The sequence below is a fragment of the Novosphingobium sp. genome (assembly GCF_036820275.1).
Taxonomy (GTDB): Bacteria; Pseudomonadota; Alphaproteobacteria; order Sphingomonadales; family Sphingomonadaceae; genus Novosphingobium.
Genome location: NZ_DAISLT010000003.1, coordinates 1 through 12,741, shown reverse-complemented (window position 1 = coordinate 12,741; position 12,741 = coordinate 1). Strand labels below are relative to the sequence as shown.

The 12,741-nt window shown below is 66.9% G+C and carries 10 protein-coding genes and 1 pseudogene; 8 read left to right on the top strand and 3 right to left on the bottom strand.

Features of this window, described 5'->3' with window-relative positions:
- Nucleotides 1–16: 16 nt before the first annotated feature.
- Entirely contained in the window at nucleotides 17–1,741 is a 1,725-nt protein-coding gene (locus V7066_RS02835; RefSeq protein ID WP_442947301.1) for an amidohydrolase, read from the top strand.
- A 124-nt stretch (nucleotides 1,742–1,865) separates the two neighbouring features.
- On the top strand, nucleotides 1,866–3,620 hold the full coding sequence (locus V7066_RS02830; protein ID WP_334181734.1) for a cation:proton antiporter domain-containing protein: 1,755 nt from the start codon (nucleotides 1,866–1,868) through the stop codon (nucleotides 3,618–3,620).
- Between the two features lie 21 nt (nucleotides 3,621–3,641).
- Here V7066_RS02830 and V7066_RS02825 read toward each other — a convergent pair whose 3' ends face one another.
- Nucleotides 3,642–4,097 (bottom strand): Lrp/AsnC family transcriptional regulator, encoded by a 456-nt coding sequence (locus V7066_RS02825; RefSeq protein WP_334181958.1) that lies wholly within the window; start codon nucleotides 4,095–4,097, stop codon nucleotides 3,642–3,644.
- A gap of 135 nt (nucleotides 4,098–4,232) precedes the next feature.
- On the opposite strand from V7066_RS02825, the gene ald reads away from it, so the two are divergent.
- Nucleotides 4,233–5,348, top strand: coding sequence for an alanine dehydrogenase (ald, locus tag V7066_RS02820; protein WP_334181733.1), 1,116 nt, complete (start codon nucleotides 4,233–4,235; stop codon nucleotides 5,346–5,348).
- 227 nt (nucleotides 5,349–5,575) lie between these two features.
- On the opposite strand, the gene V7066_RS02815 is transcribed toward ald, so the two are convergent.
- Nucleotides 5,576–5,980, bottom strand: a complete 405-nt coding sequence (locus tag V7066_RS02815; protein ID WP_334181732.1) for an acyl-CoA thioesterase — start codon at nucleotides 5,978–5,980, stop codon at nucleotides 5,576–5,578.
- The gene (locus tag V7066_RS02810; protein ID WP_442947294.1) at nucleotides 5,977–8,073 is read right to left on the bottom strand and encodes a S9 family peptidase; all 2,097 of its coding nucleotides are present in this window, start codon (nucleotides 8,071–8,073) and stop codon (nucleotides 5,977–5,979) included. The genes V7066_RS02815 and V7066_RS02810 overlap by 4 nt, the downstream gene beginning before the upstream one ends.
- Nucleotides 8,074–8,124: 51 nt before the next feature.
- Between V7066_RS02810 and V7066_RS02805 the strand changes: the two genes are divergently transcribed.
- The 5 genes and pseudogenes from V7066_RS02805 to V7066_RS02785 form a co-directional block, all read left to right on the top strand.
- The gene (locus tag V7066_RS02805) at nucleotides 8,125–9,945 is read left to right on the top strand and encodes an aminopeptidase P family protein (protein ID WP_334181730.1); all 1,821 of its coding nucleotides are present in this window, start codon (nucleotides 8,125–8,127) and stop codon (nucleotides 9,943–9,945) included.
- 82 nt (nucleotides 9,946–10,027) lie between these two features.
- Nucleotides 10,028–10,429, top strand: a complete 402-nt coding sequence (locus V7066_RS02800) for a cupin domain-containing protein (RefSeq protein ID WP_334181729.1) — start codon at nucleotides 10,028–10,030, stop codon at nucleotides 10,427–10,429.
- A 196-nt stretch (nucleotides 10,430–10,625) separates the two neighbouring features.
- Nucleotides 10,626–11,324: an EF-hand domain-containing protein gene (locus V7066_RS02795; RefSeq protein ID WP_334181728.1), complete on the top strand. Its 699-nt coding sequence runs from the start codon at nucleotides 10,626–10,628 to the stop codon at nucleotides 11,322–11,324.
- 36 nt (nucleotides 11,325–11,360) lie between these two features.
- Nucleotides 11,361–12,095 carry a response regulator gene (locus tag V7066_RS02790; protein ID WP_334181727.1) on the top strand — a complete coding sequence of 245 codons (735 nt, stop codon included), beginning with the start codon at nucleotides 11,361–11,363 and terminating at the stop codon, nucleotides 12,093–12,095.
- 13 nt (nucleotides 12,096–12,108) lie between these two features.
- Nucleotides 12,109–12,741, top strand: a pseudogene (locus V7066_RS02785) (two-component sensor histidine kinase); the annotation flags it as partial.

Here is a 12,741-nt window from a genome sequence, read left to right as displayed (position 1 = left end):
TGGCGCAGCTTTCGCGCTGCTGCTCGTTTCCACCGCCATCGCGGCAAGCCCCGCGCTGGCGCCCGCCGCTTTTGCCGACGTTCTGGTAGATAATGTCGACGGCGTAACGGCGGACGGCAAGGGCGGCGTCGAGCGCTTCGAGGGCTTCCTGATCGGCAATGACGGACGCATCGCCGAAGTTTACAGGCACGGTGACAAGCGGCCCAAGAAGGTCGACTATCAGGTGGACGGCAAGGGCCGCGCGGTCGTGCCGGGGATGATCGATGCCCACGGCCACGTCATGGGCACCGGCTTCGCGAAAATGACGCTCGACCTGTCGATGGCCAAGACCCTCGACGAGGCACTGTCGCGCATCTCGGCCTGGGCAGCCGCCCATCCCGACGCGCCGTGGATTCTCGGCAGCGGCTGGAACCAGGTGCAGTGGGGGCTGGACCGCATGCCCACCGCCGCCGAACTTGACGGAGCGACCGGCGGCAAGCCCGCCTGGCTCACCCGCGTCGACGGCCATGCCGGCTGGGCCAACTCCGCCGCGATCTCCGCCGCCGGGGTTACCGCGACGACCGCCGCGCCTGCCGGAGGGGAGATCTTGCGGATCGCCGGCAGCGCCCCGGGTAGAAATGGGCAACCTTCCGGCGTCTTCGTGGACGGTGCCATGACGCTGATCGAAGCGAAGATGCCCAAGCCCCGCCCCGAAGATCGCGACACCGCGCTGGGCGAGGCGCAGCTTGCGCTGCTGGCCCAAGGCGTGACCGCGATCGCCGACATGGGCACCTCGATCGAGGACTGGCAATCGATGCGCCGCACCGCCGACGCCGGCCGCCTGCGCATCCGCATCGTCACGTATGCCGACGGCATCGACAACATGACGCTGATCGGCGGCCCTCGCCCGACGCCGTGGCTCTACGACGATCATCTCAAGATGAACGGGGTGAAGCTCTATCTCGACGGCGCGCTCGGTTCGCGCGGCGCCTGGCTCAAGCAGCCCTACGCCGACGCCGCAGGCACCAGGGGCCTGCCGCGCATGAACGAGACGCAGCTCAACAATCTGATGAGCCGCGCGGCGATGGACAACTTCCAGATCGCGGTCCACGCCATCGGCGACAAGGCCAATGCCACCGTGCTCGATTCGATCGAGGAGCTTTCCGCCACCTACAAGGGCGACCGCCGCTGGCGCATCGAACATGCGCAGATCGTCGATCCCGCCGACCTGCCGCGCTTCGGCAAGTTCGGCACGATCGCCTCGATGCAGCCGCAGCACGAAGCCTCGGACAGGACGATGGCCGAAGCCCGCCTCGGCCCCGACCGTCTGGGCGGCGCCTATGCCTGGAAGTCGATCGCGGCCACCGGCGCGCCGCTGGCCTTCGGTTCGGACACGCCGGTCGAGCCCGCCCAGCCTTTCGTCGGCCTGGCCGTGGCCATCACCCGCCAGGGTGCGGACGGCCAGCCCTTCAATGGCTGGCAGCCGCAGGAAGCGCTCAGCCGCGAAGCCGCGCTCAGCGCCTATACCACCGGCGCGGCCTACGCGATGTTCGCCGAGGACCGTCTCGGCCGCATCGCCAAGGGCTACCGCGCGGACTTCCTCTTCGTCGATGCCGACCCGATGCTGGCCGCGCCCGACAAGCTGCGCGCAACCAAGGTGCTCGAAACCTGGATCGGCGGACAGATGGCCTGGTCGGCGGCCAAGGACCGCGTGATCCCGGCGAAGGACGTGCCAACGGGCGAATCCGCAAAGGGTCGCTGATCCTGCCACGCTGATTGGGGTCTTTTGCCGCCCCTCACCCGATCGAGGGGTTACGCGCCCTTGCGGAACGCCCTAAGAAAGCGGTTCGCCTCCCCGTTTCCCGCTTCCCGCCCGAAAGGCTCCGATGGAAGATCATTCCCAGGCATTCCTGCTGAACGACGGCTTCCTGCTGCTCGGTACGGCGCTTGCCTTCGTCCTGCTGTTCCGCCGTCTCGGCCTGGGTGCCACCTTGGGCTACCTGCTCGCGGGCGCCATTCTCGGGCCTTATGCCTTCGGCCTTGTCGGCGATGCGGAGAACAAGCTGGGCATCGCGGAGCTGGGGATCACCCTGCTGCTGTTCATCGTCGGCCTTGAACTGGCGCCGCGGCGGCTCTGGCGGATGCGCAGCGAAATCTTCGGCCTCGGGTTCCTGCAAGTGGCGCTCTGCGGTCTCGCGGTCTCGGCGGTGATCTATTTCACCGCCGGATTCAGCCTGGCGGCCGCCCTGGCGCTCGGCCTGCCGCTCGGCCTCTCCTCGACGGCGCAGGTCCTGCCGATGCTCCAGAGCGCGGGGCGCCTGAACACGCCGTTCGGCGAGCGATCCTTCGCGATCCTGCTGTTCCAGGACCTTTCGATCATTCCGCTGATCACGATCATCGCAGCGATGAACCGCAACCCGCACTTGCCCGAAGGTCCTCCGGGCTGGATCCTGGTGCTGGAGACGCTGGCCGCGATCGCCGGCCTGATCCTGGCGGGCCGCTTCGTGATCCGGCCGCTGTTCCGCCTGATCGGCAACCTCGGCGAGCGCGAGATGTTCGTGTTCGCAGCGCTGTTCACGGTGATCGCCTCGGCGGCACTGATGCAGTCGCTGGGCCTTTCGACCGCGCTCGGCGCCTTCATCGCCGGGGTCATGCTGGCGGACACGCCCTATCGCCACGAACTGGAGGCCGACGTCGAGCCGTTCCGCTCGATCCTGCTCGGCCTGTTCTTTATGTCGGTGGGCATGATGCTGGACCTATCGGCCATTGCCGAGCGGCCCATGTTCGTGGCCTTGATGGCGCTGGCGCTGATCGCGGTGAAGGCCTCGGTGATCTTCGGCCTCGGCCTGCTGTTCAAGATGAACTGGCGCAGCGCGCTGGCGCTCGGACTGCTGCTGAGCCAGGGCGGCGAATTCGGCTTCGTGCTCTTCGCCCAGGCCCAGAGCGCCTGGCTGATCGAGCCGAAGGCGGCCAGCCTGTTCAGCGCCATCGTCACGCTTTCGATGGTCACCACCCCGTTCCTGATGATGGCGACCAAGCGCATCCGCGAAATGCCGGTGAGCAAGGAAACCCGCGAAGGCCCACGCAAGGACGGCGCCAGCGCACTCGTCGTCGGCTACGGCCGTTACGGCCAGACCGTGGCGCAAGTGCTGATCGCCGCCGAGATCCAGGTGACGCTGATCGACACCGATATCGAGATGATCGACGTGGCCAGCGGCTTCGGCGCGAAAGTCTGGTTCGGAGACGGCACCCGCATCGACCTGCTGCGCCAGGCCGGAGCGGGCAGCGCGCAGATGATCGTGTTCTGCATCGACGGCGACCAGCTTTCCGAAAGCTTCCTCCAGAACGTCCACGAGGCATTCCCCGATGCCCGGATCATCGCCCGCGTCTACGACCGGCGCGCGATGATCCGCCTTAAGGACGCGCCCGTCACCTTCATGGTCCGCGAAGTGATGGAATCGGCCGTCGTCATGGCGCGCGAGGCATTGGAAGTGCTCGGCCTCTCGGTCGAGCAGATCGACAATGCCGAGGACATGTACCGTTCCAGCGACAAGGAACGCCTGTCGATCCAGTACGAGACCGGCGACCTTCGCGCCGCCCGCGACCGCATCCTCACGCAGGACCTGCGCGACGCCCATTGAGACCCGCCGGGCTCGGCCCGGTCAGGGCACCGAATAACCCTCGAACCGCTTGATTCGGCGCAGCGAGAAACTCGTCCGCATCGAGGAGACGCCGGGCAGGCGGGCGAGGCAGTCTCGGTGAATGCGGTCGTAGTGGTCAAGGTCGGCAGCGGCGACGCGCAGCTGATAGTCCGCCGCGCCCGACATCAGGTGGCATTCGAGAATATCATCGAAATCCCCGACCGCGCGCTCGAAGCGTTCCATGGCCTCGCGGCTCTGGCTGGTCAGCGTGATCTCCACGAAAACCTCCACCGACAGTCCCAGCCGCTTCGCGTCGACCCGCGCGGCATAGCCCAAAATCAGGCCCTGTTCCTCCAGCGCCCGGATGCGGCGGTGGCAGGCCGAGGGCGACAGGTTCACCAGCGCGGCCAGATCGGCGATCGAGCGCGACGAGTCTGCCTGCAACGCTTCAAGAAGTGCGCGGTCCGCCCGGTCCATGGAAAATTCTCTTGCCGTTTGTTTCAAGAGTGGGAAATATTCCTGTTCCGCTTTCTGACAAGCCCCAATTCGGTGAAACTTTGCAGGAGCGCGGGTGTATCTGGGCGGCAGAAAAGTTTTTGCGGAGTCGAGAATATGCGTGTCGGTACGGTCCGGGAAATCAAGAATCACGAATATCGCGTCGGCCTGACGCCGGAGAGCGCCCGCGAACTGGTGGCCCACGGGCACGAAGTCTGGGTGGAAAGCGGCGCGGGTCTCGGCATCGGCGCCAGCGACGCCGACTACACCCGTCAGGGCGCCAGGATCGTCGCCACCGCGAAGGAGGTCTTCGACGGCTGCGAGATGGTCGTGAAGGTCAAGGAACCGCAGGCGGGTGAACGCGCGATGCTGCGCGAAGGCCAGATCCTCTACACCTACCTCCACCTCGCCCCCGATCCCGAGCAGACCGCCGATCTCGTGAAGTCCGGCGTCACCGCCATCGCCTATGAGACCGTGACCGGCCCCGGCGGGCAGCTGCCGCTGCTCAAGCCGATGAGCCAGGTCGCGGGCCGCATGTCGATCCAGGCCGGTGCCACCGCGCTGGAGAAGGCCCACGGCGGCCGCGGCGTGCTGCTGGGCGGCGTTCCCGGCGTTATGCCGGGCAAAGTCGCGGTGATCGGCGGCGGCGTGGTCGGCTTCAACGCCGCGCAGATGGCCGTGGGCCTCGGTGCCGACGTGACCATTCTCGACCGCAGCCCCGACGTGCTCGAACGCCTCGGCATCCATTTCGAGGCGCGCGCCAAGACCCGCTTCTCCAGCACCGCCAACCTCGCCGAGAGCGTGGCCGAGGCCGACCTCGTGATCGGCGCCGTGCTGATCCCCGGCGCCGCCGCGCCCAAGCTGGTGACGCGCGAGATGCTGGGCACCATGAAGCCCGGCGCGGTACTGGTGGACGTCGCCATCGACCAGGGCGGCTGCTTCGAGACCAGCCATGCCACCACCCACGCCGAACCGACTTTCGTGGTCGACGGCATCGTCCACTACTGCGTCGCCAACATGCCGGGCGCCGTGGCGCGTACCAGCACTTATGCGCTGAACAACGTGACCCTGCCGCACGCGCTGGCGATCGCCAACCTCGGCTGGAAGGCGGCGCTGAAGGCCGATCCGCACCTCGCCGAGGGGCTCAACGTCCATGCCGGAAAAGTGACGTTCGAGGCTGTCGCAACCGAGCTTGGCTACGATTACGTGCCGGTCAGCGAAGTGCTGGCCTGAGTTTGCTCTATCGTCGTCCCGGTCAGAACCGGGACGACGATGACACCCCCACCCGTCAAAAAACCACCGTCACCCTGAACTCGTTTCAGGGTCCATCCTGCCACATACCCCGGTGCCCGTTTCCAGATGAGGACGCTGCGGCGTTCCCCTTCCCAATGGCAGCGCATGCTGAGGAATAGACCCTGAAACGAGTTCAGGATGACGAAGTGCTGTAGGGCAGCCAGTGGCTATCCGGCCTCGCTCCAGAACGGTGCCGCCACGTCCGGCGGCACGCGCATCAGGCGCTGCGAAGCGATCTCGATCATCGCCCAGGTCGTCCGAGCCGAAACGAGAATCTTGCCCGCGGCATTGCGGAAATCCACCCGGCGCACGAACCGCGCGCCCGAGGGGCCTTCGGGAATGAAGGTCTCGCCGATCACGCTCTCGCCTTCGCGGATATTGCCGCGATAGTCGATCTCGTGCCGGGTCACGACCCAGGCGTACTTCGCCTGATGCTCCGGCGGCGCCACTGCTTCCCAGTGCGCGGTGGCCATCGCTTCCATCCACTGCACCCAGACCGCATTGTTGACGTGGCCCATGACGTCGATGTCATGGGCCTGCGCCGTGAAGGTCAGGGCAAAGGGCGGCTTCACCCTTCGATGCCGAGCTGCCAGAGGATGAAGGCGAATTCCTCCGCCGTTTCCTTCAGGCTCTCGAACCGGCCCGACTTGCCGCCGTGGCCCGCGCCCATGTTGGTCTTGAGGATCAGCTCGTTGCTGTCGGTCTTGAGTTCACGCAGCTTCGCCACCCACTTGGCGGGTTCCCAGTACGTCACGCGCGGGTCGTTGAGGCCCGCCGTCACCATGAGCGGCGGATAGGCCTGGGCCTTGACCTGATCGTAAGGCGAATAGCTCAGGATCAGCTCGAAGGCGGCCTTGTCCTCGATGGGATTACCCCATTCCGGCCATTCGCCCGGCGTCAGCGGCAGGGTGTCGTCGAGCATGGTACTGAGCACGTCCACGAAGGGCACATGCGCCACGACCGCGCCGAACAGTTCGGGATCGGAGTTGACCACCGCACCCATCAGTTCGCCGCCCGCCGAGCCGCCCGAGATCGAGATCCTGCCCGCCTCGGTGAAACCGCGCGCGATCAGGCCCTTGGCGACGTCCACGAAGTCGTTGAAGGTGTTGGCCCGCTGCTCCAGCTTGCCCGCCTTGTACCAGGCCCGGCCGAGGTCGTCGCCGCCGCGGATATGCGCGATGGCATACGCGAAACCGCGATCGACGAGGCTGAGCCGGGTGGTCGAGAAACCGGGATCGATGGAAATGCCGTAGGCACCGTAGCCGTAGAGGTGCAGCGGCCCGGCACCCGTCCGGTCGCGCCGATAGACGATCGAGACCGGGATCATCGTGCCGTCGCGCGCCGCGATCTCCAGCCGCTCGGTGGCATAGAGCGAAGCATCGTAGCCATAGGGGATTTCCTGGACCTTGAGCACGTCCATCGTGCGCGCCGCCACGTCGTAGTCGATGACCGACGAAGGGCTGACCATCGATTCGTAGGTCAGGCGCAGCACGTCCATGTGCCATTCGGGGTTGTTCGAAAGGCCCGCCGAATAGCTGGCTTCCGGGAATGTGATCGGCTCCACGCGGGCGGGATCGTCGTAGTAACGGACCTCGATCTGGTCCAGCCCCGCGCCGTGGCCCACCAGCTTGCGGCCTTCGGTCACGTAGAAGTCGCGGAACAGGTCGGCACCGGTCAGGTAGAAGGCATCGGTGCCCGCGATCAGCGTCGTCCATTCGCCGGGGTTTTCCAGCGGCGCGGTGGCGAAGCGGAAGTTCTCGTGGGTGTCATTGGTGTGGATGTAGAGCACGCCGTCGCGCTCATCGACATCGTATTCCACGCCCTTCGCGCGCGGCTTCACGAGGATCTGCTCGCCCAGCGGATCGCTGGCGAGGACCATGCGGCATTCGCTGGTCTCGTGATCGCTGGTGCCGATCAGCAGCCACTTCTCGTTGGAGGAGAGCGAGGAACCGACGCGGAAGCCCTCGTCGTCCTCGTGATAGAGTTCGACGTCGTTTTCCAGCGGCTGGCCCAGCCAGTGCAGGCGCGCGTTGTCGGTGCGCCACTGCTCGTTGGCGAGCGAGTAGACGAGGCCCTTGTCATCCGCGACCCAGACGAGACCGGACAGCGTGCCGGGAATCTCATCCGCCAGAAGCTCTCCGGTCGCCAGCACCTTGATGCGGACGGTGAAGCGTTCGGATCCGTTGTCGTCCACCGAATAGGCGAGCAGCTTGCCGTCGTTGCTGGTCGCGATGGCGCCGAGGTTGAAGTATTCCTTGCCCTCGGCCAGCGCCACTTCGTCGAGGATCAGTTCGTCGGCAGAAGCGTCATCTTTGGCTGCGACGGGCCTGCGCCACCACTTCTTGTACTCGGCGCCTTCCTCGAACTCGATCCAGTAGAGCCAGTCGCCGTCCTTCTGCGGCACCGACTTGTCGGCTTCCTTGATGCGGGCGCGCATTTCCGTGAACAGCGCATCGGTCCGGGCCTTTTGCTCCGCCATGCGCGCCTCGAACCAGCGGTTTTCCGCTTCGAGGTGCTCCAGCACGGCCTTGTCGGTGACTTCGGGATAACCGGCGTCGCGCAGCCAGGCGTAGTCGTCTTCGACGGTGATGCCGTGGTGGGTGAAGCCATGCGGCTTCTTCGCCGCCTGTGGAGGACCGGCTAGGGTCTGGGTGGAATCTGCCATGAGCACCATCTATGTTGCGCACATGACCCCCGCAAGCCGGATACCCTTTCCATGTTGATGAATACCCATGAAGCGCGCCTCGATGCCCTGCGCCAGGAACTGAAATCGCGCGGCCTCGACGGCTTCGTGATTCCGATCTCCGACGAGCACATGAGCGAATATGTCGGCGCCTATGCCCAGCGCCTGGCCTGGCTGACCGGCTTCGGCGGCTCGGCCGGAACCGCCGTGGTGCTGACCGACCCCGCGCTCTCGCCCGCCGCCGCGATGTTCGTGGACGGGCGCTATACCCTACAAGTCCGCGAGCAGGTGGACGGCAAGGCCTACGCCTACGAAAGCGTGCCGCAGACCAGCCCCGCCCTTTGGCTGGGCGCCAACGCGCCCAAGGGTGCGAAGATCGGCTACGACGCCTGGCTCCACGGTTCGAAGTGGGTGGAAGCAGCGAAGGCCGCGCTCGCCCGTAATGGCGGCACGCTCGTTGCGGTGGACGGCAATCCGATCGATGCGGTCTGGGCCGACCAGCCCGCCCCCTCGGCCGACCCGGCCCTCGTCCATGACGACGGCCTCGCGGGCGAGACGAGCAAGGCCAAGCGCGCCGCCGTCTCCGAATGGCTCACCGCGCGCGGACTCGACGCCACGGTGATCTCGGCGCTCGATTCGATCGCCTGGCTGCTCAATGTGCGCGGCACCGACGTGAAGCGCACCCCCGTGACGCTCTCCTATGTCGTCGCCCATGCCGACGGCACCGCCGACTTCTACATCCCCGACGAGAAGGTCACGCCTGCGCTTCGCCAGCACCTCGGCAATGCCGTGCGCATTCAGCCGCGTGATGCTTTCGTCGCGGGCCTCGGCAAGCTGGCGGGCAAGCGCGTCTCGGTCGATCCCGATAATGCCGTGGCCGCCGTGTTCGAGGCGCTGCGCACCGTCGGCGCCACGATCGTCGAGGAACGCGACCCGACGATCCTGCCCAAGGCGGTGAAGAATCCGGTCGAGCAACAGGGCCATCGCAAGGCCCAGGCGATCGACGGCGTAGCGGTGACGCGCTTCCTGCACTGGCTCTCGCTCGAAGGTCCGAAGGGCGAAGTCACCGAGCTGAGCGCGGCGGCCAAGCTGCTCGAATTCCGCCAGCTTTGCGGCGACTTGCGCGATCTCTCGTTCGACACGATCTCCGGCGCGGGGCCAAACGGCGCCAGCCCGCACTACAGCGTCAGCGAGGAATCGAGCCTGACCCTCGCGCCAGAGAGCGTCTACCTCTTCGATTCCGGCGGCCAGTATCCTTACGGCACCACCGACATCACCCGCACCGTCTGGATCGGCAACGGTGAACCGTTCGCCGAAGTGAAGGACCGCTTCACCCGCGTGCTCAAGGGCACGATGGCCATCGACCGCGCGGTGTTCCCCAAGGGCACCAACGGCGGCCAGCTCGACGTGCTGGCGCGCCAGTTCCTGTGGCAGGTCGGTCTCGACTTTGCCCACGGCACCGGCCACGGCGTCGGCAGCTTCCTCTCGGTTCACGAGGGACCGCAGCGCATCGGCAAGCCCGCAGGCGGCCAGTCGGGCACCTCGCAGGAACTGCTCGCGGGCATGATCCTCAGCGACGAGCCGGGCTACTACAAGGCAGGCGAATACGGCATCCGCATCGAGAACCTCGTGCTGGTCGAACCGCGCGCATTCGCAGGTGCGGACGGCGAATACTTCGGCTTCGAGACCCTCACTCTCGCGCCGATCGAGCGCCGCCTCGTCGATACCGACCTGCTCACGCGCGACGAAACGGCATGGTGGAACGCCTATCACGCCAAGGTGCTGCAAGTGATCGGCCCGCAGCTCGACGGCGAAGTGAAGAGCTGGCTCAAAGAGCAGTGCCGTCCTCTCTGATCCAGACGCTCTTGCTGTTGTGAGCCTGCAAACGCAGGCGTAGCATCCTCCCGGCGGCAGGCCCGCCGGGAGGAGTCGCGCGATGACGCAGGCAGTCCACGATCTCAGGACCCATCCGGTCCATCTCGGCCTCGGCGCGGTGGCCGAGGCGCAGCCCGCCTTCACCGGCATGGAATGGTACGCCGGCTATATCGAGCGCACCGCCGGTGACGGCGCCGAAGGCCGCCTCGTCTCGATGTACGATTTCGCGGAAAGCTGGGACAGCTGGGAGATGCACCCGGCGGGCGACGAGCTTGTCGTCTGCCTCTCCGGCGCCCTGACGCTGCATCAGGAACTCGCGGACGGCAGCGCCCGCACCGTCACCCTCGGTCCCGGCGAATATGCGATCAACCCGCCCGGCGCCTGGCACACCGCCGATGTCGACGGCCCCGCCACCGCCCTGTTCATTACCGCGGGCGAGGGAACGCGACATCGCCCCAGATGATTCTACAAGAGACTTGCCCCCTGCTGAATGAAGCACCGGGTCTGTGACAATTGGCGACAATAAACCCGCAAGACGACACAACTGCGCGACAAGCGGCGATTAGACCGGGCATCAGAAAGCCGCGGGGCGTTTCTTCCCCCTCCCTTCCCCGCCCAACGGCTTTCGCCGATTTCGCCAAGAAAAGAGAGCCATGAGGATGAACCGCTTCAGCAAGATCACCATCGGCATTTCCGCCGTCGCCCTGGCGATCGGCGGCGCGGCCTGCGCGCAAAGTCCGGCGGCAGCCCCGGAACGCGACCGTGATCGTACCGAAACCCGCGCCGAGGCCCAGGCCCGCGCCGAAGCGATGTTCGCCCGTCTCGACGTCAACAAGGACGGCAAGCTCGATCGCGCCGACCGCGAAGCCCGCCGCCAGCAGATGCGCGAGGCCCTGTTCGACCGGCTCGACACCAATAAGGACGGCGCGATCTCCAGGGCCGAGTTCCTCGCCGATCGCGGCCCCGAAGGCGATCGCGGCCCGCGTCCAGACGGTGATCGTCCGGGCGACATGCCCCCGCCGCCTCCGGGCGCGGATGGCGCAATGCCGCCCCCGCCTCCCGGCGGTCCGGAAGGGGACCGGCCCGGCCGCGACCATCCCGAACGCCGCGGTCCCCACCACGGCATGAAAGGCCCGATGATGGGCTTCGGAAAGGCCGATGTCGACGGCGACCGCAGCGTCACCCAGGCGGAATTCGTCGCCGCCGCGCTCCAGCGCTTCGACGCCATGGACGCCAACAAGGACGGCAAGGTCACCCCCGAGGAACGCCGAGCCGCGCATGAGAAGATGCGCGGCGAATGGAAGGCCCGGAAAGGCGAACGGGGTGGACCTGACGCGCGCCCGCCTGCAAAGAACTGACGGGACGCTTCCGGAAGCGGTCGGAAAAGGACTGGAATGAACGATATCTCGCCCGCCCGCATCCTGCTGGTCGACGACGAAGCTGCACTCCGCGAGCCCCTGGCCGACTATCTGTCGCGCCAGGGGTTTGCCGTAACGCCGGCGAGCAGCGCCGCCGAGGCCCGCAGCAGACTGCGCGACGAGAAGCCCGATCTCGTCCTGCTCGACATCATGATGCCCGGCGAGGACGGCCTCTCGCTCTGCCGCCATCTGGTGGAAGCCCAGGACATCCCGGTGATCTTCCTGACCGCGCGCGGCGAGGCGACCGACCGCATCGTCGGCCTTGAAATCGGCGCCGACGACTATGTGGTGAAGCCCTTCGAGCCGCGCGAACTGGTCGCCCGCATCCGCTCGGTGCTGCGCCGCGCCAATCGCGTTCCGACGCAAGCCCCCGAGAACGAGGCCTTCGCTTTCGAGGGCTGGCTGCTCGATCCGCTCAAGCGCCGCCTCACCGACGCCGAGGGCGCCACGGTGGCGATTTCCTCGGTCGAGTTCCGCCTGCTCATGGCCTTCCTCGAACATCCGCGTCAGGTGCTCAACCGCGACCGCCTGCTCGACATGGTGCAGGGCCGCGAGGCGCATCTGTTCGACCGGGCGGTGGACAACCAGGTCAGCCGCCTGCGCCGCAAGATCGAGGTCGATTCGCGCAATCCGCAACTGATCCAGACCGTCTGGGGCGGCGGCTACATGCTGGCCACCGACGTCCGGCGCGTGCCGCTGGAAGCGGAGTGACCGGGCCCTCGCCATGTCGAACCTGAAGATGCCGCGCCCTCACAGCCTGATGGGCCAGATGCTGCTGGCAGTGGCAGTGGCGCTCATGCTCGTGCAGGGTCTCGGCGCGTTCTTCGTCTACCGCGCCCAGCGCGAAGGCTACGAGGCGAGCATGCTCAATGCCTCGGCCTTCCGCCTCATCATGGAAACGCGCGGCCCCCGTGCCCTGTCGCGCCACCGCGAGGGTCAGCGCGACGGCCCGCGCGTGCCGCTTTCCGGGCCGCCCCCCAAGGGCTACCACCTCGAATACAGCACCCGCTCGCCCGCGGCCCCCGGCGAGATCCGCGACGAAGAGGCCGAGGCGGGCCTCGCCAAGATCCTCACCGACCAGGAGTTTCCGGTCCGCGAGATCGTCGTGGTCCACCGCGACGTTGCGCGCGACCGCGTCGCCCGCCGCAATGCCCTGGATCGGGCCGCCGACTATGCGCTTTCGCACGAGGATACCGAGCGGCTGATGCGCTCCAACCTGCTCGTCGTCGGCGTCCGCACCGACGAGAACGGCAGCTGGATCATCTCGCGCGTGCGCGCCCCGCACCCGGAAAACGTGCTGCTCACGCCGATCGTCGTCCAGACACTGCTGATCTACGTCGTCGTCATGGCCGCCGTC